Here is a 25,669-nt window from a genome sequence, read left to right on the forward strand (position 1 = left end):
AATAACTGTTTATCGTATTGTATACAAACAAAACAGAAGTCCTAAAAAAGACTTCTATTTTGTGACATATAATGAATGATAAGGTGGTAAACTAATCAAGATAATGTGAATGAGTGGTAAAAATTTATTAATAGCTGTTTTAGAATCTCTTATAACAAGGCTGATTACAAAAAGTGAATCCCTACAATGCTAATAAAAATTGAAAAATTCTACTCATTAAAACTTAGACTAACTACAGTTGCGATTGATTGGGCTGCATGTTCCCAGCTTCCATCTATAACTTTACCAATCTGCTGACCAAGTGCATTTAAATCATTTGGATTAACTGGAATTCCATTATAAGCAGCAAGAATTGATAAAAGTGGAGCAGCAACTGGTGTCCAACCACCTCTATCAATATTAAATACAGGTTTATCTAGTACCTTTCCATCTTGTACTGTAAACTCATAATAAAATTGATCATCTGGACGAAAACTTAAATGATGAGAAATTTGCCCCTTAACATATTTTTTTCCTGCACCTAGATTTACTACTTCTATTTCTTTTACATTAAATTCATGTTCAAATACTTTAATTTTTTTGACTTCTGGACCATTTAAGGCAGCTTGAACGGCTGTTTCCAAATTATTTTGTGCAAAAGGTTGAATACTCATTTGTGCCTCTTTTGGTTGAATAGGAGCCTCTTTTTCTGCAGCAAACACCGAGGTAGTAGGTAGCACACCTGTAGCTAATGTAGCTGCAAGTGCTGTTGTCATAATGATTTTTCTTTTCATCTTCATAGTTTTCCTTCCTCTCTTAAAGTTATGATATATAATCTTTTAAAGACTGACACAGTGCAATTTTTTTCATAATGTACGCAAAAAATCAGTTTAAGAATTATGTGAAATCGCGTCAGAAAATTAAAGGTAATTATATATGTATTTAAGATGATATCCATCTACACATATTTTTTCAATTTTTAGATAAATGTAATGGTAATGACTTCTTGAGAGTTAATTTAGCACCTTGTTTATCTAGAAAAGTCCTATAAACACATTTAGTTCATAGTAAAAGTAATATATTTGATATCAAGTGTCTTACTTAATGCGATAAAATTTCACAATTTTTTATTGTTATATACAAAAAAAAGGTAACGAAACATAAGCAATATGTAATACTTGTTATAGGTGTGAATTATACGAATATACTTATTGTAACAGCTAAGATGTTAGATAATATTTTGCTTAAAAACATTACTTATCCGGATTAATGAAAAGTATTTTAATGTATTAGTTTGATTTGATATAAAAAGAGGAAGCATTTTTATTTGCATCCTCTTTTTATAATAATTTATTTTACAAGTTCAAAAGAATCTTTGATCACCTAAATAAATTCTATCACTCTATTAGGAGATAATAATAGAAAAATGTGGACTTTTATTTAGTTCATTTTCTATCAATCCGTTTAATTCTTTAATAATACTGTAGGCAAGCATGGTACTTAGTTCAGGACCTTTTTCTATTGTTTTATTGATAATACTCCTTCTTGGTACTATTCTAAGTATTTTTCAGCTAGGTAAGAGGGGTATGTTGAAATAGGAGGGCCCATCCTAAAGTAGGATAAATTGGCCTTTGAAATCGGTATACAGTTCTTTAATAAATATAGTTTTTGCAATATATCTTTATCTATGGGATGAAGCATATAATCTGTCATGATGAAATAATTGTGATGATAGATAAATACCTTTCCTTCCGGTAAGATCGTGTAATTAGATAAATTTGGATAAATAGGTGGTCCATCTAAAAATTGATCTAAACTATGTTGTGAAACTTTAATAATATCTTGAATTGAAAATTTAAATTTGCGGAATGCTATGGTGTTAATAAATGGACGTTTTTGATTATTTTCTATATAAAATAATACTCCTTTTTCATTTTGCACAACCCGTAGATTTGGTATTGATGTTGTAAGGCTTATGGGTGGTCCTTCTGTATATTTGTAGATAAATGGATCGGGAATTAAGACAATTTCATTTTGATTATATTTGAAATAGGAAAGCATTTCTTTTGAAATGAGTCTGCGTTTAAAATTATCAATTAAAAATACTTCACCCTGTGAATTACTGAACAAAATACCATTTAAATCTTTTGAAGGGAGGTTAGCGTACAAGTTTTGGAAAGAGAATGGTGTTTTAAAAGTAATATCAAGCACTTTGTTAATGGGATAAAAAGGTTGGAATGTATTTAGGCGTTTCCAAAACATTGCATCTCCAGCAAACCAATATAAAGGGTTTGTATCCCAATATCCACGGTACTTTTCATAGACTTTTACTAATATTCTTTTAGTATGCATAACTGAACAGTGATCTACAACATTAGCAGCTGTATATAAAATTTTCGAAGCTTCTCTCACAAATTCATTTGTAGGTTGTAAGTTATAATCAACATGTTTTACGTATTGGGAAGAGTACACTACATCAATTTCAGGATGTTTTTCTAAGAAAGATAACATTTCAGCTAATCTGTTTGGAAGGTAAATAGTATCATCCGTTAGATAGCAAATATAATCCCCACATGTTAATGGAATTGCCTCATTGATCAGTGTTGCATATCTTGTAGTTTTATATCGTTCTTCATCTTGTATAAAACTATTCTTATAAGTAATTCGAGGATCCTCTAGATAATTTTTTATGACATTTATAGTTTCTGGACAAGAGTTATCATCCATAATAAAAAGTTCCCATTCTTTATAAGTTTGCATTAGAACACTTTCAATAACTTGATTAATTAATGATGGCTTATTATAACTAGTAAGGATAATTGATATTTTGGGTTGCAAATTTTTCACCTCTATTTAGAATGTTGAATGTGTTTTTCTAGTGAAATCTAATAATTAAAGCTTTATCGACACTTTCTTTTTTATACTTGAATAGTTTATTACCTTTTCATAGATATGGTATGGACTATTGTGGAGAAAAAAAGGGAGATGGGTGAATATAAATACTGCTATTAATTTTTTATAGATAAATAAACTTATTTTAAAATTATCGGAACGGTTTGTCCTTTCTATTTATATAATAACGTAACTGTTTTTGTATTTATTGATAAGGAGGAGAGGGATATTTGCCTAAAATTTCAGTTATAATGACAAGTTACAATAAACCTATGTTTGTTGAAAAATCAATATTAAGTGTATTAAACCAAACATTTCAAGATTTCGAGCTTTTTATAATGGATGATGATTCAGATGAAATGACCCAGAAGGTGATTCAACCATTCATAAATAAGGAAAATGTACATTTTTATAAAAGTAATGTAGCTCATATTTCTGAAAGGACAAAAAAAGTAAGATATGCCGCTTTAATTAATGAGGCACTTAAGCATGCGAAAGGGGAATATATAACTTATATTACAGATGATAATCAATATGAAGAAGAACGCCTTAAAAAGATGTCTAGTTATCTTGATAAGAATGAAGATGTTCAAATTATTTACTCTGCATCAAAAACGATTCATATAGATGAATCAGATATGCCCACTAAAACGGTTGAAAGACCTGCAAAAAAAATTACGAATAATGCTCCATGTACCATTGATCATTGTTCTATTATGCATAGAGCCTCTGTTTTACCAATTCTTGAAAAAAGGTGGAATTCTTACTGGGATGAAGATCCACAGTTTTATCGGATAGGAGATGCACGCTTCTTTTGGAGGTTAAATCACTATTGGGATTTTTATCCCTTAGATGAAGTTTTAGATATTAATTATATTACTCCTCATTCAATACATGCGCAGTTATTTGCCGAAGAAAAAAATGAATTTGTACAACTATTACCACCACAAAGAACATGTAAAGAATTAAGAGAAGACTTAAGAAGAAAAAGAGGGTGAAATATTGAGTGACATTTATTTGAAAAATTACTGGTTATTAAATCTAGAATATATAAATATTTTTTCAGAGTTAAAGCATTATAACATTCCTTTACCATTACTAAGTAATTTTTATCAATATTTAGATGAAGATATAAAAAATAAAATGAAAGATCATAATTTTTACAAGCAGCTGTCAATTGAGCCCATAGAGGAAACACAGTTACAGTTAGAGTTTGAAAAAATAATTTCTGTATTTCAATCAAAAATAAAAAGAAAAAATCAAAATGGAGCAATCCTCCTAAATTCAGATTATCTCCGTTTTTCAGTAAGTAACTTTACCCACTTTAATCCAAATCAAACAAAGATACTAACAAGATCAAAAAAGACAGAACTTTACGGTCTTCCTACAATTTGTGCACCAGATTATATAAATAAAGCCTCTAATACCGCACATGTTTTCATAGAAAAAGCTAAAGAACTCTTTTTAAAGTTTAATAAACACCCACTATTATCAAACATGTTTTTTCAAAAAAAATTACTCAGCGACCTCCCTATCATGATTGAAAAACTTAATATGACCCATTTTATTTTTAAAGAACAAGATATTTCTGGTGTGATTGTTGGTACTACGGAAGATATAACAAGTAGAGCTCTTACTTTTCTTTCTAGAAGTGAGGGGATACCAAGTTATTGTCTTCAGCATGGTGCAATAATGGGAGAGGAAGCATACTTTCCGGTTTTTGCAACAAAGCAGGTCGTATATGGAAAATATGAGCAAGATTGGTACCTTCAAAAAGGGGGCTGTGAATCTCAAATTGAGATAATAGGGCACCCCAGATATGATGAGATCTTCAATAGAGCATATGTGGATAAAAAAACTATTTTTAATAAATTAAAAATAGACCCCTCTACAAAAGTGGTTTTTATTGCAACCCAGCCATTTAAAACTTCATTTTATATTGAACTGACAGAAAAGTTAGTGAAAGACAAAAATATTACGGTTATTATAAAGCCTCACCCTTGGGAAAAAGGTCGTAACTTAGTAGGAGAATATATTAGGTTAAGTAACGTATATCCTAATGTTAAATATATAACAAATGAAGTGAACATGTATGATGTTATTTTACATGCAAATCTTGTGGTTATCTCGAATTCAACAGTAGGGTTAGAGGCAATGTTATTAGATATACCTGTAGTTGTTTATAAATCTTTATTAGAGGAAAGGGATTATAAATATTACGATACATTAGATTGGCTTGTAAATCATTCTATGGAAGATATGATTAGCACGATTAAAAAAGTTCTAAATGATTCTTTACAATCAAATCTAGCGAAAGAATTAAGAAGAAAATTTATTACTGAAAACTATCCGCAAGAAGCATGCACGAAAAGATTGATAAAATTAATTCAAAGTGAAAAAGATTAAACTAATCACCACTTACTAATGTTTGAAGTAAAGGATTACTAAAGCAACATCATTTCCTAAGTTTTCTATGATTAATATGTATCATAAATTTGCAATAGAAACGTATGTTTCAATATCCTTCAAGCTAGTTTATCTCTCGACAAATGGCTTGCCTATGGGACTACACACAATTTGAAGAGAGGTTTTCTTAGCTAAAAGTAATTTCAATATGAGGAGGTATATATGTTCATGTTTTTTAAAGATAAAAACGTTTTAATTATTGGTGGAACAGGAACAATTGGAAAAAGTATTCTTTCTAATGTTCTACAGGAAAAGCCAAAAGTGGTAAGGATTTTTAGTAGAAGTGAATATAATCAATTTTTATTACAAGAAGAATTCAGGGATAAGAGTCAAAATATTCGTTATTTAATTGGAGATGTTCGCAATTATGATCGAGTGTTTAGTGCGATGGAAAATATTGATTATGTGTTTCATGTGGCCGCAATGAAGCATGTTTCTTTTTGTGAATATAATCCGTTTGAAGCAGTTTTGACCAATATTTTTGGAACACAAAATGTAATAAAAGCAGCAATTGCTCAGAAAGTAAAAAAGGTAGTTTTTACAAGCTCTGATAAAGCAATTTCACCAACAAATAATTACGGTGCAACAAAATTAACTGCTGAAAGATTGATTACATCAGCGGAATATTCAAAAGGTTCAAGTGAAACGATATTTGCAAGTGTTCGTTTCGGAAATGTGATGGGGTCAAGAGGCTCTGTCATTCCTTTATTTGAAAATCAAATTAAAGAAAACCAAAAAATAACTGTAACGGATCTTAGTATGAGTAGATTTATGATGACACTGAATCAAGCAACTATGTTAACAATTGAAGCAATGAAAATAGCAAAGGGTGGTGAAACTTTTATATTAAAAATGCCGGTTATTTCATTAAAAGATTTAAGTGAAGTGATGATAGAAGAAGTTACAAAGTTATATGGGTTGCCTAAGGAGAATATAAAAATTGAAGAAATTGGATTAAAACCTGGTGAAAAAATGTATGAAGAACTTATGACACATGATGAGTCTTTACAGGCTTTTGAATTACCAGATATGTTTATCATTCCTAGTCCATTAAAAAAGGGTACACAATATGAAAATGCAAAAAGGGCGAAAGCAGGGTTTTACCGTTCTGATAATCAAAATGCGATTTCAAAAGAAGAGCTTAGAAATTTAATATTAAACCAGCAACTATTAACAGGAGGGGAGAAACTATGAAAATATTAGTAACTGGTGGTGCAGGTTTTATTGGTAGGTGGGTTGTAAAGAGATTATTGCAGGATAAGCATGAAGTATGGATATTAGACAACTTAGCAAATTCAACTACTGCAAATATTACCGAATTTGCACACGATTTGAATTTAAAACAATGCATTCAAGGGGATATTAAAGATAAAAAATTAGTTGATGAATTATTTAAAAATAATTCATTTGACCTTTGTTATCATTTAGCAGCGAGTATTAATGTTCAAGATAGTATAGATGATGCTAGATCAACTTTTGAAAATGATACAATAGGTACTTTTAATTTGTTAGAACAATGTCTTAAGTATGATGTCAAAATGGTCTTTATGAGTACTTGTATGGTATATGATAAAGCTACTAATATACAAGGGATATCAGAATTAGACCCAATTAAACCAGCTTCTCCATATGCTGGATCAAAAATTGCTGCTGAAAACATGGTTTTATCTTACTATTATGCTTATAAGCTACCTGTAGTGGTTATTCGCCCATTTAATACGTATGGTCCATTCCAGAAAACAGGTGGGGAAGGTGGGGTTGTTGCCATTTTTATAAATAATAAATTAGATAATGTACCACTGAATATATATGGGGATGGAAAACAAACGAGAGACCTTTTATACGTTGAAGATTGTGCAGATTTTGTTGTGGCAGCAGGATACTCTGAAAAAGCAAATGGTCATATTATCAACGCTGGAACAGGACAAGATATATCCATTAATAAATTAGCAGAATTGATTTCAGGAAATAAAGTAAGTATTCAACATGTAACTCATATCCATCCGCAAAGTGAAATCCAAAAATTATTATGTAACTATGAAAAAGCAAAAACAATATTAAACTGGGAACCGAAAGTTTCTTTAGAAGATGGAGTTATTAAAACAGAAGAGTGGATTAAATCTTTAAAAATTAACCCTAAGGAGAAAGAGTAATGGTAAGGGGAATTCTCGGTATTCATGGAGGAAAGCCTGTTAGAGAAACTTATTTACCATATGGTCAGCAACAAATTGATGAATATGACATTCAGGCTGTTGTAGACGTATTAAAAGGGGATTTTTTAACAACAGGACCTATGGTTCAACAGTTTGAGGAGGCTATAGCGAAATATGTGGGAGCAAAATACGCTGTTTCCTTTTCAAATGGTACAGCTGCATTGCATGCGGCCTGCTATGCAGCTGGTATAACTGAGGGAGATGAGGTAATTACAACTCCAATGACATTTGTAGCAAGTGCAAATTGTATTTTATATCAGGGAGGACAGCCGGTATTTGCCGATATTGACAATGAAACATATAACATTAGTCCTAAATCTATAGAGGAAATGATTACAAACAAAACAAAAGCCATTATTCCCGTACACTTTACTGGGCAGCCTGTAGAGTTAGAAGCAATACAAAAAATAGCAAAAGAAAATAATTTGATTATCATTGAAGATGCAGCCCACGCATTAGGAGCCACATATAAAAATAAAAAGATTGGTTCAATTGGTGACATGACAATGTTTAGCTTTCATCCAGTAAAACATATTACTACCGGAGAGGGCGGAGTAATTACCACAAATAATCCTCTTTTTTATGAAAAACTTGTTCAATTCCGTACACATGGAATTGAAAGGAATCCCCATAAACTTCTTGAAAATCATGGGCCTTGGTATTATGAAATGCAATTCTTAGGTTACAACTATAGAATTACGGATATACAAGCTGCTCTTGGTATATCACAGTTAAGTAAGTTAGACTCTTTTATTAAGATTCGAAAGAAATATGTAGACATCTATAATAAAGAATTTAGTTCTTTATCTGAAATCATCATACCAAAGCAATTGCCTCAAACCAGTTCGAGCTGGCACCTTTATATCATTCGTTTAAATACTAAATTATTAAAATGTAATCGAAAAGAAGTTTACGAAGCGTTACAAAGAGAAAATATCGGTGTGAATGTGCACTATATACCCGTACATTTACAACCGTTTTATCAAAAATTAGGTTTTGAAAAAGGTGTTTGTCCGCAAGCAGAAAACGTATATGAGGAAATTATTACGCTGCCTCTATTTCCTAAAATGACAGAAGCTGATGTGTGGGATGTAATACAAGCTATGAGAAAAGTTCTTTCGTTTTATAGTGTTGCTAAAAATTAAATGAAAGGGGTGTTAATAAAATTGCAAAATCAGAAATTGTTAAGAGCAGTTACAAAAGTTGATATTAAAAAGGGAGAGATTATTACAGCTAATAAAGTAACAATGGAATTAAATGTTGTAGAAAATGCGCTGAACGAGCTTGAAGCAGAGGAATTATTACCTCAGGTAGCTGTATATAATTTGTCTGCAGGTACCCCATTAACAAAAGAGGTTATTGAACCTCCTAAGGTAGTAATAATTGTACTTTGCCGCTTAAAATCTACTAGGTTACCTTTAAAAGCAATATTGCCAATACACGGAGTGTCTTCCATTGAACGATGTCTTATAAATACATTAGCTATTCCAGGAAAACATCAGGTCATACTTGCTACTTCAGAGATTGCACAAGATGACCCTTTGGAAAAATTTAATTTAGATGGAAAGGTTAAGATTTTTAGAGGTGATCCAGAAAATACCGCTGATCGCATGTTCCAAGCTGCAAAACAAGAAAATGCAAACATTGTCATACGGATTACAGGAGATTGCCCAGCTGTGTCACCAGAAATTAATACTTTTTTACTAGATGAACATTTGAAAAGTGGTGCAGATTATACACAGGCAGAGTTAAGTACGTTACCTGTCGGAACAGCAGGCGATATTTTTACATTAGAGGCAATTGAACGACTACTACAAACCCCAAAACCTTTAACCTATGCAGAATACCTTCCGTTTTATTTTATTAATAATCCACATTTATTTCGTATCAATATAGTGAAACTTCCTCCACCCTTTTGTTACCCTACTTGGAGGTTAACTTTAGATGAACAACCGGATTTAGATATGTTCAATGAACTTTATAAAGGTCTGAATGTAAAATCTAAACCTTTATTTTTTCATCAAATAAAAGATTACATCCTTCGAAATCCTGAACTTATTGAAATGAATAATCATGTGAAATTGAAATGGGCAAATCAACAATCATTAGTAGATGAGCTGAATAGAGAAACGAAATTATAAGTTAATAAATTATAGTGCTTTTAGTGAGGAGGGAGTATCTTGCTTGAGAAAAAAATTGTCTTTCGCGCCGACGCATCTATTGAAATAGGTACCGGTCATATTATGCGTTGTTTGACACTGGCTCAAGAGTTGCGAAATAAAGGTGCTCAAGTATATTTCATTTGTCGTGAGCTGCAAGGTGATTTGTATCAATATATTTTAAATAAAGGATTTCATGTGTTTGTATTAGATGGAGATGGTGAAAATACGAATTTCTTAAGTGCAAAAAACGGGAGTTATTTAAATTGGCTAAAATATCATTGGTTTGTTGATGCAAAACAGACCAATGATATCTTGTCACAACTTCCCAACTTTGATTGGTTAATTGTTGATCATTATGGATTAGATAATAAGTGGGAGTCTGCTTTAAGAAAAAATGTAAGAAAAATCATGGTAATCGATGATCTTGCCAATCGAATGCACGACTGTGATTTGTTACTAGACCAAAATTTATACGATAACCTTAATGGTCGCTATAAAGATTTAATACCAGAGCATTCATTAGTAAAACTGGGACCTAAATATGCTATATTACGGCCAGAATTTCATGCCGCTAATAAGTTTTCACGAAAAAGAACAGGAGAAATTGAAAGGATTTTTATTTTTTTTGGAGGACATGATGTAACAAATGAGACATTAAAAACGTTAAGAGCCTTACAAAATATAAATAAAGATAACTTAAAAATAGACGTTGTCGTAGGAAGCCAAAATCCGCATAAAGAGGAGATTCAAACTTATTGCAAGAGTGTTTCTAACGCTTCATTTTATTGTCAAATAGAGAACATGGAAGAGTTTCTCGTACGAGCCGATTTAGGGATAGGAGCTGGGGGTACAACCACATGGGAACGCTGCTTTCTTGGATTACCTTCTATAACAATTACAACTGCCGATAATCAAATTGAAGTAACCAAGGCTGTAGCGAAGGCTGGAGCTACATGGAATATTGGTACAGCTGAAAGTGTATCGGATAAAACAATTACGAAATGTCTAAACAAATTTTTATCAGATTCTAAAATAGTGAAAGAAATGTCTAATAAAGCTCTTTCTATACAGTGTGCCAGTAATTCAAAGGAAATAGAAAAAATTATTTTAGGAGGATAGTATGTTAGGTATTGGGGATTTTCAATTGGAAAGTTTAGAAAAGAAAGATTTAGAACTTATTTTAAAGTGGCGGAATACAAAAGAAATACGTTCAGTTATGTATGACGACCATCAAATTACAATAGACGAGCATGTAAAATGGTATGAAAAACTAATAATAGATGATACAAAGGTTGCAAGATTATTAACATATAAAGAAAAACCAATTGGATTTGTTAATTTTACAAAAATAGATGAAATGAATCAGACGTGTTATTGGGGATTTTATATAGGTGAAAAACAAAGCGCAAAACGTGCTGGAACTGTATTAGGTTTATTAGCATTAGACTATATTTTTGAAACGAAAGACATACACAAAGTGTGCGCAGAAATAATAGAATCAAACCGTATTAGTTTAAACTTTCATCAGAAACTTGGGTTCCAAGAAGATGGAAGATATGAAAACTATATTTATAGGAATAATGATTATATTGATGTCATTATAATGACCCTGTCTCATGAACAATGGACGGAAAAGAAAGAAGCTATAAAAAAAGAACTTGAAGGTGAAAAAATTGAGTAATGTATATATCGGAGGTAGAGAGATTGGTAATAGCTTGCCACCATTTATTATTGCAGAAATGTCAGGGAATCATAATCAATCATTAGATAGGGCGTTGCAAATTGTAGAGGCAGCTGCGGAGGCTGGAGCACAAGGTTTTAAAATTCAAACATATACACCAGATACAATGACATTAAATATAAATAATGGTGATTTTTTAATTCACGATACAAAAAGCTTATGGAACGGTAAATCACTTTATAATTTATATAAAGAAGCTTATACACCATGGGAGTGGCATAAACCAATTTTTGATCGCTGTATAGAGTTAGGAATGATACCATTTAGTACGCCGTTTGATGAAACAGCTGTAGAATTTCTAGAGTCATTAAATGTTTCATGTTATAAAATTGCATCTTTTGAAAATACTGATATCCCCCTCATACGTAAAGTAGCCGCAACAGGAAAACCAATAATCATTTCGACAGGTATGGCTTCGATTGCTGAACTAGATGAAACAGTAAGAGCTGCGAGAGAAGAGGGGTGTAAAGAATTAATTCTATTAAAATGTACAAGTACGTATCCTGCATCTCCAAAATCTACAAACATAGCTACCATACCTCATATGAAGGAGTTATTTAAATGTGAAGTAGGTTTATCTGATCATACACTGGGAGTAGGTGTATCTGTAGCGAGTGTCGCCTTGGGTGCCACAGTAATTGAGAAACATTTAACGCTCTCGAGATTGGATGGAGGAGTTGACGCTAAATTTTCAATGGAACCAGCTGAATTTAAATTATTAGTAAGCGAAACTGAAAAAGCATGGGAATCTTTGGGGAATATATATTATGGCCCTACTGATATAGAAAAAGATTCTTTAAAATTTAGAAGGTCATTATATGTAGTAGAAAACATAAAGGCGGGGGAAGTCTTTACAAATGAAAATATTAAAGCTATTAGACCAGGGAATGGTTTATTGCCAAAACACTTATCCAAAATTATTGGAAAGAAAGCAAGTAAGGATATCAAAAAAGGAACACCTATTTCGTGGGATTTAATTTGATACTGAGGAAATTAAATTGTTTATAGAGAGACTTATAACAAAAATACTTTAGTAGAGAATAAATTTTAAAGGCCCTGTTTTTAGACAGGGCCTTTAAAAAGGGCATGACAGTTAACAATTGAAGGTACCTTTATATTATCATTACTGGAATGTTTATTCCATATTTTGGATGTTGAGAAATAAAAAAGGCAATCGTAGCGAATCGCATTTTGATAAAACAGAGCACTTTCAAACATTATGTATTCGAAGTCTTATGATATGTGGATAAAAAAGAGCAGCTAGTAAAAGCTAGCTGCTTAATACAGAAAAGAGAAGAACTACAGGGACGGTTAAATGAGTTCTGGCTTTCGCCTATCTTTATTATTGGGGGAAAGATAAATTAAAATGCCCCTTCATAAAATTGAAAAAGCATTTTAATTTATTCAGAATGATTATAGAAGAAAAGATATTATTAATTTAGTAGATTACTGAAGCTGTGATTGTAAAATAGTTGTTATAAAGTGGATTCTCTCATGAAAAGTGTGCTGTGTAATCACTTTTGTGTGAATTTTTTCGACCATTAATCTTTTTGAAATCGTATCATATAGATGAAGAGATATTTTATTTAAACAGTCTTCAAAGCTGTTATAAGATATAATTTCATCTTTATTGAAGAAAGATGAAAGGTCAGATTTTTCTTCAATAATTTGAAAGCCTTGGCAAGCGGCAATATCAAAGGTACGGTTATTAATGGTATTATTTTTTACTTTATTATTATTTTTATTTTGTGGAAATAGATGACTACGATGAGGATTTAAAATAAGACTAGCGTTATTATAATAGAGTGCAACTTCTTGAGGTGGAACCCATTCTTCTATAATCTTAATTCTTCGGTGATTCTTCCATTTTTTTAATAACTTATTTCTCCAGTGTTGACCAATAACAGTATAGTGATAAGGGGTTTTTTCCAAAAGAAAATGTATCAATTTTACCCGGAGTGGATAAGGATATCCAATAAACAATATTTCACTTTTATATTTTGGGATTTTTAGATTAGGTTTAAATACATCTATATTAGTTGCTAAAGGTAAGTGATATACATTGGTATATCCTAAAGCTGCGTAATATTTAAGTGCTTCACTGTCAATAGTAAATATAAAATCGAAGTTATTTAATAGAAGAAGAGAGGTATCTATATAAAATGGATCCTCAGTTAACCAGACAGCTAATTTAATTTTCCTTTTTTTAAAATATTGGATTGCTTTTTGTGGTAGATGATTACCTAATAAGGTGAAAACAATATCGGGATGAAACGTTGTTGTAATGAAATCCAATTGCTGTATTAATTCACTCGGCTCTACTGCTAACCATTCGAAATTTTGATCGATAAGTGTTCCCTGTATGCTTTGATCTAAATATTGATAGATTTTTGAGTAACCAGAAGTAATGTATAAGAGTTTCATATTTCAATCCCTGCTTTAGGTTTAAAATATATTATGAGAAAAATGTAACACTTTCTATTTCTTTACAACTAATCTTAGTAATACTTGTGGTAGGAGGAGTAATTGAATTTTCCTCTTCTAATGTGACGATACAAGTATTAGGATTAAAATTTGTAAAAATAGCAGGTCCAATAATATTTCCAGATTTACCAGTCACAGTAACGACTTCGCCTGGTTGTAAATCTTTAAAAATACTACATACTCCACCTGAACAACCAAATAAATTGCATAAGAACAAATTTATCCCTCCTTTAAACAATATACTATATCATATGAAAGTTTGTAGAACGATGTGTAGACAAGTAACCTTTAGAAGAGAAAAAATTAAAATTAAAGCAATGTATTGAAATAATAGATACATTAGAAGGGAGCACTTTAGGGCATACAGATTAGATCTTTCATGAAAAAAGACATTCATTAGATTGGCTTAAATATGGATTAAGCTAGAACCATATGAATCATTTTAAGGAGTGGTTAAAGTCACACTTTCTATATCCTCACAACTTATGAATATAGTATTGGTAGAAGAGGGGGTAATCACATCTTCTTCAACTAAAATCACCGCACAAGTATTCGGAATAAATTGAGAAAAAGTAGCAGGACCAATAATTTGGCCTGATCTAGTAGTAACTGTAACAATTGTTCCCACTGGCCATATAGAGAATATAACACAAGCTAAACCTTTACATGCTGCCATATTAAACCCTCCTAACTTTAAGTTATAATAATGTATTAAACTCCAAACATTTTATAGTGTATGTGGTTGAAATATGAAGTGCTTGGACTAATAGAAGTCACTTTCCGGTTTTATCCCTTCATGATCAATATGATAATTATAAAATACTAAGATACAAAAGTTTAAAAGATAAAAAATGGTAAGGAGATATATGACAGAGATATTGTATGATCTAGTGATCAGCTATTGCAAGATTCAATTGATATGGATCGGAATTATGAGGTAGGAGATAACAAGTACATGGAGCTATTCTGAATGGTATTTGAGTAGGGTGAGATACAAGGCTTAAGTTTTTAGTAGTATCGATGGAAATCTAGAGTAATTTGAAAACAAAAAAAAGAACACAGATCAGTGCTCTTAGAAAGTAGACAATATGGTTTTTGGATTAGTATATAATATCATATGCTCGTTTCGTTTAAGTGTGTAAACAAAATGAAAGAATAAAGCACATATATTTGACACTCCCACCGCCAAAGCCACAAGCTGACTAACTTCAGTGGGATTCTTGCTACCAAAGGTGAAGTCTATTTCTAGTATCGTTGACGTGCAAGATTGCAGTATGCCATCACGACTCCGTATCCAGTGCATATAGCAGACACGGCACTCGTTTTATTGCCAAACGAGTCAGATTGTGAGTTCTCAAATGTGTTTTAGCGTCTTGTGCTTGACGACTCAATACATTTTACGGAGTATAAGAATTTGTTACTCCAACCTCATATGTATTCTGTTTTCAGAGAACAAGTTTGTTTTAGAGACTTTTACTTGTCTATTATGAAAATTATACTATTTCTAATATTTTATCTGTACATCGCATTTGACCTCACGCTTATCCCACCCCTAAATTGGGTGCTATCGCAACGTAGTGGGCTTTTCCTTTCGAAAAATTAGAGCTATTGGAATAAGTTTGTTTTTGTACTTCCCCTGAAAAGGAGGATGGACAAACCATACCATAGGCACTTGCATTTCATTATCTTTAGAAATTTAATGTTAATAAAGTGACATAGTATACGGATAACATTGAAAAATGTAAAGATTGTAGTGTTTGAAACAAATTAAAGAAGTAAGATAAGAGATTTACGCATATAGTAATCTCAATGGGTAATATTAACAAAATATTCATTTAAATTAGAAAAAATAATAGTGTTTATAACTTATAATATTGTTACTACAATGAAATAAGGCTAACAATGAGTTAATTTAAAAATTAATTTCAGATAGGAGGAGGATAATGAAGACTAGAGATAGTTATAAAATTATTGTGATTGGTGCTGGAACTGCAGGACTATCTTCTACTGCACATTTATTACGAAATGTCCCCCTATTGAAAGAAAGTATAGCGATTATTGATTCGTCAAAAAAACATTACTTTCAGCCACTATGGAGTTTAGTGGGGGGAGGCATTGTTTCAAAGGAAAGTACGATGCGTGATCAAGAATCGCTTATTCCAAAAGGAGCAACGTGGATTCCTAAAAGTGTTGTTAAGTTATTTCCGACTGAAAATAAGATACTTTTAAATGATGGACTGCTGCTTGAGTATGAAATTCTTATTGTAGCAGCCGGTATACAAATTAATTGGGAAGGTATTAAAGGCTTAAAAGAGTCTATTGGGAATAATGGGGTTTGTAGCAATTACTCTTATAAATATGTTGATTCAACTTGGAGAGAAATTGAAAAATTTAAAGGAGGAAATGCGGTTTTTACCCACCCCAATACTCCTATTAAATGCGGTGGTGCTCCACAAAAGATTATGTATTTAGCAGAAGAGTATTTTTCTAATAGCGGTGTAAGAAACAACAGTGAAGTAATGTTTTATACTGCGAACGCTAACATATTTCAGGTTCCACGTTATGCAAATACTTTAGAACAAGTACTAGAAAGAAAGCAAATTATAACGAATTATAATAAAAATTTAGTAGAAATTATCGGCGAAAAGAGAGAGGCAATTTTTGAAGATACGCAAACACTAAAAAGAGAAACAGTACCATATAGTATGATACATGTTGTTCCACCAATGGGGCCACCAAATTTTATTAAAGAGAGTGAGATAAGTGATCATCAGGGGTGGGTAGATATAAGCCCTTATACTTTGCAGCATGTGCAATATAAAAATATTTTTGGACTTGGAGATTGTACCAATTTACCTACCTCTAAAACTGGAGCAGCAATTCGAAAACAAATACCTGTCTTAAAACAAAATATTATGGACGTACTTAGTGGAAGAGATTCACAGGCTAAATATGATGGATATACATCATGTCCGATTGTTACAGGATATAAAAGTCTTATACTCGCTGAATTTAACTATGAACATGAGCCCCAAGAAACGTTTCCATTTAATCAAGCGAAAGAACGGTATAGTATGTTTTTACTTAAAAGATATATGTTGCCATATATGTATTGGAATTTAATGTTGAAAGGGATTCTATAGGAGAAGATAAAAAGTGGTTACAAAAATTGAAAATCAATTTGAAATAACTATTTGGAGGGAATAGCTATGCTTTTAAAATATTTTTTTGATGAAAAATTAGCACATGCTTCCTATTTAGTCGGTTGTCAGAAGGAAGGCGTAGCAATTGTAATTGATCCTGGTCGCTATATAGAACAATATATAGAATTTGCTAAGAAAGAGGGGATGGAAGTAATTGCTGCGGCTGAAACTCACATTCATGCAGATTTTCTTTCTGGGTCTAGAGAACTTTCTACTCTTTATCATGCCAATTTATATGTATCTGATGAAGGTGATTGTGCTTGGAAATATCAATATCTTAACGAAGGTCGATATAATTTAGTTAGAGAGGGGACAGAGTTTAAAGTAGGTCATATAAAATTTAATGTAATTCACACACCAGGGCATACTCCTGAAAGTATTTCTTTTTTAGTAACTGATACAAGTCAAAATAATTATACGAATGATAAGCCGATAGGAATATTCACAGGTGATTTTATTTTTGTCGGAGATATAGGAAGGCCGGACTTATTAGAAACCGCTGTAGGTATGAAAGATACTTCAAAAATAGGAGCGAAACAATTATTTAATTCTATACAAAAAATAAAAATACTTCCTGATTATTTGCAAATATGGCCATCACATGGTGCAGGAAGCGCATGTGGAAAAGCATTAGGAGCAATTCCAACTTCTACATTAGGTTATGAAAAGATGTTCAATTGGGCATTTCAGTGTAATGAAGAAAGTGATTTTGTATCGACTTTATTGACGGGGCAGCCAGAGCCCCCAAGGTATTTTTCTTTAATGAAGAATTTAAATAAGTATGGTCCTCCAATTCGTAAGAAAAGAGAAGTTTTTGCTATTAAAACAGTAGAAGAACTTCAAGAAGTTATGAGGGGCGTTCAGCAAATAGTTGATATAAGGGATGTAGAGAGTTTTGCTTCTGGTCACATGGAGAAATCAATTAACATACCGTATAACAATTCCTTCACAACCTGGTGTGGATGGTTACTAGATTATAAAACAGAAACTTTAATCATTCTAGATGAGGAAAAGGTTAGAGTGGAAGAGGTTATTAGAGACTTTGAATCTATTGGGCTAGATAATATTATTGCTTTTGCACCCTTACAAGTTATACAAAGACTTGATAGATTTGAAAGTTACAAAGAAAAAACACCAATTGAATTATATCCGCATATAAAAGATGGAAGCGTTAAGGTAATCGACGTGCGTAGTAAAAAAGAGTGGGAGGAAGGACATCTTCATGATGCAATACATATCACTTTAGGTAATCTATTTGAACAGATAGATTATATACCGAAAGATTGTCCAATAGTTTTGCAATGTCGAACTGGATTACGTTCCGCTATAGCAGCTAGTATTTTACAAAGAGCTGGTATAAAGGAAGTAGTGAATTTAAAGGGAGGATTTCTTGCATGGAAAAAAGAAGGGCTTCCTTATACAACATGCAACCTCAATGTGTAGGAAAATATTATATGATAGGTAAGAATAATTAAAAGAAGTTATAGATGACGTGTTAGACAAGGAAATCATAATTGTTGCAGCTTCAGGAAATACATTAGGATTATTAATTGATTATCCATTAAATATGAAAATGTAATATTTGTTTTAGCATTAATGAATTTAACATTTGATCCATCTTTTATGAAATGGCAGTGTTGGAAATGTTTAGGTATTATCAATAAGAACCCAATCAAAAATTCTCTTGGATGCAAGAGAATTTTTTTATTGGGAATAGTAAGGGTTGAGGGGAGGTGCATTACATATGGGAAAAGGTAGAAGTAATAATGCTGGTAAAAAGCAACCGAACTTTGATGATTCATCTAATTTTGCTAAACAAAGCCAACCGACAGAAAAGAAGAAGAAATAAGAACAGGAGCTCTCTTGATAAAGGGAGCTCCTGTTAAAAGTGTATTGACGTTTCAGAACAACATATCGATGGATTAACGCAATAGCCTTAAAAAGATGGTTTTAATTTTTACGAATGGCACCTCATTTAATATTATTGTCCCGCGTTTTTATACTTATTGACACTTTAAATCTATTTGAAATGCTCCTTAATGGCGTTGGGCGTGACCTCAATTAAAATTTTTTAAACCTAATGGGACTTACCATTAAGAGAGCGACGATTAAAGTAATCCATGCATTGCTATATGAAAACAATCCCATACCAGCCAATGATAATCCTGCAGCTGGAATAGGTAATCCCTTAAAATATCCAATAGTTGGTTTAACACTAAATTTAGCTAATCTTAAAGCACCCATTGTTGGGAAAAGGATAAATGCCAAAGAAGTTAAAATAGAAGGTGTTGCTATCGTATGAAATAAAAGCGCAGGAGCGACGCCGAAACTAACAATATCAGCTAAGGAATCCAATTCTATGCCAAACTCACTGTTCACTTTTAATTTTCTCGCAATTCTTCCATCAAGAAAATCTAAAACAGCTGAAAAGAAAATGAAAATGGAGGCTACTCCTAAATATTCACTCATATTCAAGGTGATTGAGAAAACACCGCATAATAAATTTCCAATCGTAAATAAATTCGGTATAAATTTTACAAGCTGATTAAACAAGTCTGTTCCTCCTAAATTAATTAAACTTCACATTTCTGTAGTAATTTCTATATATTCTTCCGTTATTCATAAAAATATATGACCACTGTGTTACTGTAAGCTAATTAAATTTCGATAAGAGAAAAATCGATTTCTTAAACGTTCCGCTGGTTTATAAAAGTGTTTTATTATTTTCAGTACGCGTTATTGAAATTTAGTACCTAACATTTGATGTTTCGAGTAGTCTCTAGCAAAATTTCGTAAGATATTTGGAGATAAGAAACTTTGAACTTCTTGAGCAAATAGTTGTAATTCATCAGAGACAGAAATAGACAGATAAAACCGCTATCCTTTCCAATGATTCTACAGAAAGCATAGCGTATTTTTATATTTGTGAGATAGTTTTAGAGGCGAAAATAATAGAAATAGAAAGAGTAAAAGTAATCTATATACACCTTAATGTAAAATATATATTGCATTAATAATGTTTATAATTTAATATATAGAATATAAGATAAAAAGTATGAGAATTATCTTTACAAACGGGGTGTATTTAATGTCAGTAAGCAAAATAAAAATTGCAAGAACAGAAAAGGGGCTAACTCAACAAGAATTAGCTGTGCTTGTAAATGTTACTCGACAAACTATTGGTCTTATTGAACTTAATAAATATAATCAATCTTTAAGGCTTTGCATTGATATAGCTAAATCACTTGATAAAACTTTAGATGAATTATTTTGGGAGGAAAAATAGAATGGAAAAACTAAAAAATTTGTTTTCACTCAGTACACATTCAGATGAAAGAATTCAGCAAATTGAAATGAAAATTTGGGCCCAGTCTGGAATTGTGGTTTTATTGCTAGCCTTCCTAGATCTAATAATAAGGGGCGTATATTTACAAAGACCGTTTCTAGAATGGGCTACAGCTCTTGGTATCATTATCTGTTATATGGTATTTTTCTTTATTAGATCCATTTTAGCTGGTGTTTACGAACCAGAAATTGATAATAAGGAAAAATTAAAACAAAAATTAAAAGATAAATTATCTTATACCCTTATTTTATCTTTTTCTGGTGTAGCATACACTACATATCATAATCAATTACCTCAAGATATTGTTGGATGGATCTTAGTATGTATAAAGTTCATTCTACTTGTTACTATTTTGTTTGGTATTCAATATTTTATTACTATATTAACTTGGAATAAATCCAATAAAATTTAATAAGTGTAGACAAAAAAGCTTATCTTTTAGTACATAATGATAAGCTTTTTATTATTTTCTTCATCTCTTTTTCGTTTTAGGGGGTATTTTGTTTTGTTAGCTTGATAGCAATGTGGCGGGCCCCCTAAATCAATAATTAAGAAGATAGCAAACATTTATATTAAAGGATTCTATATAAACAAGTAGAATCTAATTATTTGGTTCACATTTTAAACCAAAGGGTACAAATTCGATGCGACGTGAAAAGGATTTGTTGAAACAATGGAAGGCAGATTTGCAAGCTATTCAAGAAGAGAAAAGGCTGAAGAAGAAGGCTAAGAAAAAGAATAAGAAATATAGCATTTCGGGTAATACGGCTGACTTCATGGATGGCAAGAATACTTATCGTAAAGAGAATGGGGTATGGAAGCAAAGAAATAAATAATGTGAGGATAAATAAGTATGATCAAGTTTATAGCAATTGACTTTCTCTTACTTAAGAATTGTGGAAGGATAAAAAATTCGAGTAATTATATTCCGAAAGGTGTGTTTAATATACTATCAAATAGCGTTTTTACTTATAAATCTAAGGACGGAAAAACAGTCACAATTAGAGAAGCTAAAGAACAGGATGCAGAAAGAATGTTAAACTGTGCTTCAAGAGCTTTAATAGACGCTCCATACATGCTAAGTACGGTTGAGGATGTAAAGCTGATGAGTGTTGATGCAATTCAAAAAACGTTAAAAGCTTATTACGAAAATCCAAATTATATACAGTTTATTGCCGAAGTTGATGGCAAGTTAGTCGGTGCAATAGATTTTAAGAATGGAAACAAAGAGAAAATTAGTCATCAAGGAGTTTTTGCGATGACTATACTACCTGAATATCGAGATTTCTTTCTTTTTTGAAGTAACCGATAGTTACTAGTTCAGCAGTCTTTTTTACTTCTGGCCATTCCTCATTGTATTCTTTTGGAATGAAATGAGCTGACGCCAAAAGTATAAATATAATAGGGATGGTAATAAAAGCTATACTTATAATTCCATAGCGTAATAAGTTTCTACCCATTAAGTGACACCTACCAATGATGTTGTATTAAATATGGTCAATAGTCTGTATAATAAACCAATTTACTATCAATTAAGGTGACAATAGTATTACAAATTTGTAAGGTTTATCAGGTAGAGGAACCAATGAAAAGGATATACAATTGTTATCTTTCAGCATATCCTCTTCGAAATTTATCAAATACTTACTTGAATGTCGTTATCTCTATATAGATATTTTATTTGAACAAAAAAATGCCCCTTACAATTGAGTAAGAGTCCTAAAAGCAAAGAAAAAGTCGTATATGATACTACATAAAATCGTTTTTTATTATAAAACTTAAATGTATAGTTGTATATATATCAATGTACGAAATAACTGACAAAAATGCTATTTGCAGATGAAAAAGTCCTGTATTTTGACAGGACTTTCAAAAAGGGAACAACAGTTAACAACTGAAGGTACCTTTATATTACCATTACTGGAAATATTATTCCATGTGTTATGTATTGAGAAATAATCTCCTATGAGATGAAAAAAGTAACCAATGAAGTTAAGTGACGAATTGATGTAAAAAGGCCATTTGGACCTGTAAGTAATGGATATGAAACATATAGTTATAGTCGAGAAAATGAACAGTTCATAAGCTAGAAAGTTTAGCTTGCATATAGCATATGTTGTAAAGAAAGGGTGGGGATGAAGTATGGAACGACCGAACTGGGGCATAGAGGGGTTAGTATTCGTGGGCTGTACGTTTCTTGGCGCGGGAGTGGGATCTATGTTTGGGAGCGCCCAAACTGGGTGGCTGATAGGGATGGGCGCTGGGTTTCTTGGTATGGCTTTGACGAGATGGATTGGGAAATAATATAACAGGTTCACTTTCTTCAATAAATAAAGCGATAGGCACATAAGAATGTACTTACATAGGATTTCAAAAAGAAACACCAAAGGGCGTCTCTGCATACTTATATTTCCACTTTAATTATTACAATACCCTTTTAACATACCTTTAGAAAAACGATTTGGATATAAAGCAATAAGCATCCCGTAGGGGCTTCCTTTCCAATAGCGTTGTAAGGGGGTCCGTAATTTTTGTTTTATGAGCCATCTTTGATTAAATACGTTTAATAGCTGTTTTTCATCCAGTTTTTCTTTCTCTTCAATGGTCCATCTTAATGCTTCTAGTGCTTTACATTTGGACCAAAAGCCAACTGGTGTAACTTTAAATTCCCATTCTTTAAAGCGACCTGGATATAAGTCGTTTATCATTTTAAATGGACTATTTCCCCACATTAATTGACATGGAGATGCTAATCTGTGAGTCTTTAGCCACTTTATACTGTATACATCCAGTATTTGTTCGGGCGTTAATTTTTCTTTTTCTTCAATGGTCCATTTCAATGCTTCTAATGCTTTTTCTTTTGTCCAGAAGTTATTGGGCGTCATGAGAAATTCCCATTCTTTAAAACGACTAGGGTACAAGTCGTTAATCATTGCAAACGGACTACTATTCCAGTACATAGCCAGAGGGGCACTAAGTTTGTTTTTCTCCAACCATTTTTTGCCGTATACGCGTAAGAGCTTTTCGTTCGATAAACCTTTTTTTTCTTCAATCATCCATCTCAAAATCGTTAATGCCTTTTCTTTCGTCCAAAAATTTAAAGGAGTCATACCAAACTCCCATTCTTTAAATTCACTTGGGTATAAATCATTTATTGCTTTAAAAGGGCTATTTTCGTATCTATGTTTGAGTAATCCTCGTAATTTATACTTTACAAGTAATTGAGTGTTCCATTTTTTTCTGATGTCTTCCTTATCCCATTTTAAGATACTGTGTAATAAATATGTGATTACTCTGCGGGCGAGCTTATTATCCATATCTTCTTTCCAAGTATTCGGAGGGAATCGTTTCCTTTTTCCATCCAATATTTCTTGATAAATATCTTCAATCGCAACGACTTTCATTGACAATATATAAATCCTCCTACATTTGTATTTATATTTATACAGTATTAACATTCGAATTAATATATCTATATTATATAATCTAAATGAAATCATCATTAAAAACAATATATAATTTATTCTTTCTAAAAAATCTAATCATTTAACGAATTAATATTTGTTTAAATTTTCTATTTTTTGTTATATACTTAATCAGTATCATTATATCTGTATATTAGGAGTGTGTTTTTATGGAGAAGCTTAACAAAAGCGATATTATTCGCACCGTTCCGCAAAATGGTTTCTTTGGACATCCAAAAGGACTATTTACTTTATTCTTTACAGAATTTTGGGAGCGGTTTTCTTACTACGGAATGAGAGCAATATTACTTTACTATATGTACTATTCCATTTCAAAAGGTGGCTTAGGGATGGATCATGCCACAGCTGCATCCATTATGGCTATCTATGGTTCGTTAGTTTACATGTCAGGCATTATTGGTGGGTGGATTGCTGACCGCCTATTAGGTTCAAGTAGAACAATATTTTGGGGTGGCGTTTTAATAATGATCGGTCATCTCATATTAGCTCTACCAGGAACGGTTAGTACACTATTTATCTCAATGGTATTTTTAGTACTTGGAACAGGGTTATTAAAACCGAATGTATCTAGTATTGTTGGTGATTTATATAGTGAAACAGATACTCGTCGTGATTCAGGTTTCAGTATTTTCTATATGGGTATTAATTTAGGAGCACTATTATCTCCGTTTGTGATTGGAACACTTGGTCAAAAGTATAACTTCCACTTAGGTTTTGGTGTGGCAGCAATTGGTATGCTATTTGGATTAATTATATATGTTCTTACGAAAAAGAAAAATCTAGGATTAGCAGGAACGCAAGTACCAAATCCTTTAACAGACAAGGAAAGAAAAAAGGTTCTTATACAGTTTAGTATTGGTATTATCGCAATTGCACTAGTTTGTGTGTTAACAATTCCAACAGGTATTTTAACGATTGATCGATTTACTTTACTTGTAAGTATCTTAGGTATTCTAATTCCAACAGGCTACTTTGTCTTTATGTACCGTAGTCCAAAGACGACAAAAGTTGAAAAATCTCGCTTAATTGCTTATATACCACTATTTATCGCTGCTACAATGTTTTGGGCGATTCAAGAGCAGGGAGCAATCATCTTAGCTAGTTATGCTGATCAACGTACGCAGTTAAACTTTGCAGGATTTGAGGTTCAATCTTCATGGTTCCAATCTTTAAACCCTATTTATATTGTTTTACTAGCACCAGTATTTGCTTGGCTTTGGGTAAAGCTGAATTCACGCCAACCAAGTACAGCAAATAAATTTGCTATCGGTTTATTATTTGCTGGTTTATCATTCTTAGTGATGATTATTCCTGCATATATCCATGGTACCGAATCTCTTGTTAGCCCAATTTGGTTAATCATTAGCTTCCTTTTAGTCGTAATCGGGGAACTTTGTTTATCACCTGTCGGCTTATCTATTACTACAAAACTAGCACCAGCAGCGTTCTCTGCTCAAACAATGAGTTTATGGTTCTTAACGAGTGCATCTGCACAAGCTATCAATGCGCAGCTTGTTCGATTATATAATCCTGAAACAGAGATTATTTATTTCGGTGTAATTGGCGGAATATCCATTGTTTTAAGTGTTATTTTATATTTCATGGCTCCAAAGATTCAGGTACTTATGAAAGGGATTAAATAATAGAACTGTGCCAAAAACTTGTTACCATGCAGGTTTTTGTGCACAGTTTTTTTAG

At 31.9% G+C, this 25,669-nt stretch carries 23 protein-coding genes and 2 pseudogenes; 17 read left to right on the forward strand and 8 right to left on the reverse strand.

Annotated features, from left to right (window positions below):
• Positions 1 to 209: 209 nt before the first annotated feature.
• From JDS92_RS16270 to JDS92_RS16275, 3 genes and pseudogenes are all read right to left on the reverse strand, one after another.
• Complete coding sequence (locus JDS92_RS16270; protein ID WP_199632154.1) at positions 210 to 779, reverse strand: methyltransferase; 570 nt, start codon at positions 777 to 779, stop codon at positions 210 to 212.
• A 605-nt stretch (positions 780 to 1,384) separates the two neighbouring features.
• Positions 1,385 to 1,504 (reverse strand): annotated as a pseudogene (locus tag JDS92_RS30900) (sensor histidine kinase); the annotation flags it as partial.
• A gap of 26 nt (positions 1,505 to 1,530) precedes the next feature.
• Positions 1,531 to 2,817: a glycosyltransferase family 2 protein gene (locus tag JDS92_RS16275; protein ID WP_016130654.1), complete on the reverse strand. Its 1,287-nt coding sequence runs from the start codon at positions 2,815 to 2,817 to the stop codon at positions 1,531 to 1,533.
• 284 nt (positions 2,818 to 3,101) lie between these two features.
• Between JDS92_RS16275 and JDS92_RS16280 the strand changes: the two genes are divergently transcribed.
• The 9 genes from JDS92_RS16280 to pseI all read left to right on the forward strand — a co-directional run bounded on the left by JDS92_RS16280 (position 3,102) and on the right by pseI (position 12,435).
• Positions 3,102 to 3,869 (forward strand): glycosyltransferase family 2 protein, encoded by a 768-nt coding sequence (locus JDS92_RS16280; protein ID WP_016130653.1) that lies wholly within the window; start codon positions 3,102 to 3,104, stop codon positions 3,867 to 3,869.
• 4 nt (positions 3,870 to 3,873) lie between these two features.
• Positions 3,874 to 5,277, forward strand: coding sequence for a CDP-glycerol glycerophosphotransferase family protein (locus tag JDS92_RS16285; RefSeq protein ID WP_098911950.1), 1,404 nt, complete (start codon positions 3,874 to 3,876; stop codon positions 5,275 to 5,277).
• A 228-nt stretch (positions 5,278 to 5,505) separates the two neighbouring features.
• A complete protein-coding gene (locus JDS92_RS16290; RefSeq protein WP_033670649.1) occupies positions 5,506 to 6,531 on the forward strand; it encodes an SDR family NAD(P)-dependent oxidoreductase in 1,026 nt (341 codons plus the stop codon).
• Positions 6,528 to 7,490 carry a dTDP-glucose 4,6-dehydratase gene (locus JDS92_RS16295; RefSeq protein WP_199632155.1) on the forward strand — a complete coding sequence of 321 codons (963 nt, stop codon included), beginning with the start codon at positions 6,528 to 6,530 and terminating at the stop codon, positions 7,488 to 7,490. Before JDS92_RS16290 ends, JDS92_RS16295 begins: the two co-directional genes overlap by 4 nt.
• Positions 7,490 to 8,695: a UDP-4-amino-4,6-dideoxy-N-acetyl-beta-L-altrosamine transaminase gene (gene pseC / locus JDS92_RS16300; protein ID WP_199632156.1), complete on the forward strand. Its 1,206-nt coding sequence runs from the start codon at positions 7,490 to 7,492 to the stop codon at positions 8,693 to 8,695. The genes JDS92_RS16295 and pseC overlap by 1 nt, the downstream gene beginning before the upstream one ends.
• The gene (locus tag JDS92_RS16305) at positions 8,696 to 9,691 is read left to right on the forward strand and encodes a cytidylyltransferase domain-containing protein (protein ID WP_097957435.1); all 996 of its coding nucleotides are present in this window, start codon (positions 8,696 to 8,698) and stop codon (positions 9,689 to 9,691) included.
• A 39-nt stretch (positions 9,692 to 9,730) separates the two neighbouring features.
• Positions 9,731 to 10,831 carry a UDP-2,4-diacetamido-2,4,6-trideoxy-beta-L-altropyranose hydrolase gene (gene pseG, locus JDS92_RS16310; RefSeq protein WP_106080974.1) on the forward strand — a complete coding sequence of 367 codons (1,101 nt, stop codon included), beginning with the start codon at positions 9,731 to 9,733 and terminating at the stop codon, positions 10,829 to 10,831.
• Position 10,832: 1 nt separating this feature from the next.
• Positions 10,833 to 11,393: a UDP-4-amino-4,6-dideoxy-N-acetyl-beta-L-altrosamine N-acetyltransferase gene (gene pseH, locus JDS92_RS16315; protein WP_000900606.1), complete on the forward strand. Its 561-nt coding sequence runs from the start codon at positions 10,833 to 10,835 to the stop codon at positions 11,391 to 11,393.
• Positions 11,386 to 12,435, forward strand: a complete 1,050-nt coding sequence (gene pseI, locus JDS92_RS16320) for a pseudaminic acid synthase (protein WP_106080975.1) — start codon at positions 11,386 to 11,388, stop codon at positions 12,433 to 12,435. The genes pseH and pseI overlap by 8 nt, the downstream gene beginning before the upstream one ends.
• Positions 12,436 to 12,899: 464 nt before the next feature.
• On the opposite strand, the gene JDS92_RS16325 is transcribed toward pseI, so the two are convergent.
• From JDS92_RS16325 to JDS92_RS16335, 3 genes are all read right to left on the reverse strand, one after another.
• Positions 12,900 to 13,877, reverse strand: a complete 978-nt coding sequence (locus tag JDS92_RS16325) for a CgeB family protein (RefSeq protein ID WP_199632157.1) — start codon at positions 13,875 to 13,877, stop codon at positions 12,900 to 12,902.
• A gap of 31 nt (positions 13,878 to 13,908) precedes the next feature.
• On the reverse strand, positions 13,909 to 14,154 hold the full coding sequence (locus JDS92_RS16330; protein WP_097957441.1) for a CGEA protein: 246 nt from the start codon (positions 14,152 to 14,154) through the stop codon (positions 13,909 to 13,911).
• Positions 14,155 to 14,379: 225 nt separating this feature from the next.
• Entirely contained in the window at positions 14,380 to 14,613 is a 234-nt protein-coding gene (locus tag JDS92_RS16335; protein WP_016130642.1) for a hypothetical protein, read from the reverse strand.
• A gap of 1,267 nt (positions 14,614 to 15,880) precedes the next feature.
• On the opposite strand from JDS92_RS16335, the gene JDS92_RS16340 reads away from it, so the two are divergent.
• Together JDS92_RS16340 and JDS92_RS16345 are read left to right on the forward strand one after the other, a co-directional pair.
• Complete coding sequence (locus JDS92_RS16340; protein WP_199632158.1) at positions 15,881 to 17,080, forward strand: NAD(P)/FAD-dependent oxidoreductase; 1,200 nt, start codon at positions 15,881 to 15,883, stop codon at positions 17,078 to 17,080.
• A gap of 66 nt (positions 17,081 to 17,146) precedes the next feature.
• Positions 17,147 to 18,583, forward strand: coding sequence for an MBL fold metallo-hydrolase (locus JDS92_RS16345; protein ID WP_016130640.1), 1,437 nt, complete (start codon positions 17,147 to 17,149; stop codon positions 18,581 to 18,583).
• Between the two features lie 618 nt (positions 18,584 to 19,201).
• Here the strand turns inward: JDS92_RS16345 and pssA are convergent.
• Entirely contained in the window at positions 19,202 to 19,693 is a 492-nt protein-coding gene (pssA, locus tag JDS92_RS16350; protein ID WP_199632159.1) for a CDP-diacylglycerol--serine O-phosphatidyltransferase, read from the reverse strand.
• Between the two features lie 535 nt (positions 19,694 to 20,228).
• Between pssA and JDS92_RS30905 the strand changes: the two genes are divergently transcribed.
• The 5 genes and pseudogenes from JDS92_RS30905 to JDS92_RS16370 all read left to right on the forward strand — a co-directional run bounded on the left by JDS92_RS30905 (position 20,229) and on the right by JDS92_RS16370 (position 22,790).
• Positions 20,229 to 20,426, forward strand: coding sequence for a helix-turn-helix transcriptional regulator (locus JDS92_RS30905; RefSeq protein WP_242476004.1), 198 nt, complete (start codon positions 20,229 to 20,231; stop codon positions 20,424 to 20,426).
• A gap of 1 nt (position 20,427) precedes the next feature.
• A complete protein-coding gene (locus tag JDS92_RS16355; protein WP_242476005.1) occupies positions 20,428 to 20,898 on the forward strand; it encodes a DUF6773 family protein in 471 nt (156 codons plus the stop codon).
• Positions 20,899 to 21,130: 232 nt separating this feature from the next.
• Complete coding sequence (locus tag JDS92_RS16360; protein WP_199632160.1) at positions 21,131 to 21,322, forward strand: hypothetical protein; 192 nt, start codon at positions 21,131 to 21,133, stop codon at positions 21,320 to 21,322.
• Between the two features lie 101 nt (positions 21,323 to 21,423).
• Positions 21,424 to 21,774, forward strand: a pseudogene (locus tag JDS92_RS16365) (GNAT family N-acetyltransferase); the annotation flags it as partial.
• A gap of 854 nt (positions 21,775 to 22,628) precedes the next feature.
• Positions 22,629 to 22,790: a hypothetical protein gene (locus tag JDS92_RS16370; protein ID WP_176519421.1), complete on the forward strand. Its 162-nt coding sequence runs from the start codon at positions 22,629 to 22,631 to the stop codon at positions 22,788 to 22,790.
• A 113-nt stretch (positions 22,791 to 22,903) separates the two neighbouring features.
• Here JDS92_RS16370 and JDS92_RS16375 read toward each other — a convergent pair whose 3' ends face one another.
• The gene (locus JDS92_RS16375; RefSeq protein WP_098138661.1) at positions 22,904 to 23,896 is read right to left on the reverse strand and encodes a DUF4046 domain-containing protein; all 993 of its coding nucleotides are present in this window, start codon (positions 23,894 to 23,896) and stop codon (positions 22,904 to 22,906) included.
• Between the two features lie 224 nt (positions 23,897 to 24,120).
• Between JDS92_RS16375 and JDS92_RS16380 the strand changes: the two genes are divergently transcribed.
• Positions 24,121 to 25,614, forward strand: coding sequence for a peptide MFS transporter (locus JDS92_RS16380; RefSeq protein WP_199632161.1), 1,494 nt, complete (start codon positions 24,121 to 24,123; stop codon positions 25,612 to 25,614).
• Positions 25,615 to 25,669 lie beyond the last annotated feature (55 nt).

The sequence above is a fragment of the Bacillus cereus group sp. N12 genome, assembly GCF_016483575.1.
Lineage (GTDB): Bacteria > Bacillota > Bacilli > Bacillales > Bacillaceae_G > Bacillus_A > Bacillus_A toyonensis.

What these genes read in the sequence shown, in the direction of transcription:
- JDS92_RS16270 (WP_199632154.1), bottom strand. Translation starts at nt 779, where the DNA reads ATGAAGATGAAAAGAAAAATCATTATGACAACAGCACTTGCAGCTACA.
- JDS92_RS16290 (WP_033670649.1), top strand. Translation starts at nt 5,506, where the DNA reads ATGTTTTTTAAAGATAAAAACGTTTTAATTATTGGTGGAACAGGAACA.
- JDS92_RS16295 (WP_199632155.1), top strand. Translation starts at nt 6,528, where the DNA reads ATGAAAATATTAGTAACTGGTGGTGCAGGTTTTATTGGTAGGTGGGTT.
- pseC (WP_199632156.1), top strand. Translation starts at nt 7,490, where the DNA reads ATGGTAAGGGGAATTCTCGGTATTCATGGAGGAAAGCCTGTTAGAGAA.
- JDS92_RS16305 (WP_097957435.1), top strand. Translation starts at nt 8,696, where the DNA reads ATGAAAGGGGTGTTAATAAAATTGCAAAATCAGAAATTGTTAAGAGCA.
- pseH (WP_000900606.1), top strand. Translation starts at nt 10,833, where the DNA reads ATGTTAGGTATTGGGGATTTTCAATTGGAAAGTTTAGAAAAGAAAGAT.
- JDS92_RS16325 (WP_199632157.1), bottom strand. Translation starts at nt 13,877, where the DNA reads ATGAAACTCTTATACATTACTTCTGGTTACTCAAAAATCTATCAATAT.
- JDS92_RS16335 (WP_016130642.1), bottom strand. Translation starts at nt 14,613, where the DNA reads ATGGCAGCATGTAAAGGTTTAGCTTGTGTTATATTCTCTATATGGCCA.
- JDS92_RS16340 (WP_199632158.1), top strand. Translation starts at nt 15,881, where the DNA reads ATGAAGACTAGAGATAGTTATAAAATTATTGTGATTGGTGCTGGAACT.
- JDS92_RS16345 (WP_016130640.1), top strand. Translation starts at nt 17,147, where the DNA reads ATGCTTTTAAAATATTTTTTTGATGAAAAATTAGCACATGCTTCCTAT.
- JDS92_RS30905 (WP_242476004.1), top strand. Translation starts at nt 20,229, where the DNA reads ATGTCAGTAAGCAAAATAAAAATTGCAAGAACAGAAAAGGGGCTAACT.
- JDS92_RS16355 (WP_242476005.1), top strand. Translation starts at nt 20,428, where the DNA reads ATGGAAAAACTAAAAAATTTGTTTTCACTCAGTACACATTCAGATGAA.
- JDS92_RS16360 (WP_199632160.1), top strand. Translation starts at nt 21,131, where the DNA reads ATGCGACGTGAAAAGGATTTGTTGAAACAATGGAAGGCAGATTTGCAA.
- JDS92_RS16370 (WP_176519421.1), top strand. Translation starts at nt 22,629, where the DNA reads ATGGAACGACCGAACTGGGGCATAGAGGGGTTAGTATTCGTGGGCTGT.
- JDS92_RS16380 (WP_199632161.1), top strand. Translation starts at nt 24,121, where the DNA reads ATGGAGAAGCTTAACAAAAGCGATATTATTCGCACCGTTCCGCAAAAT.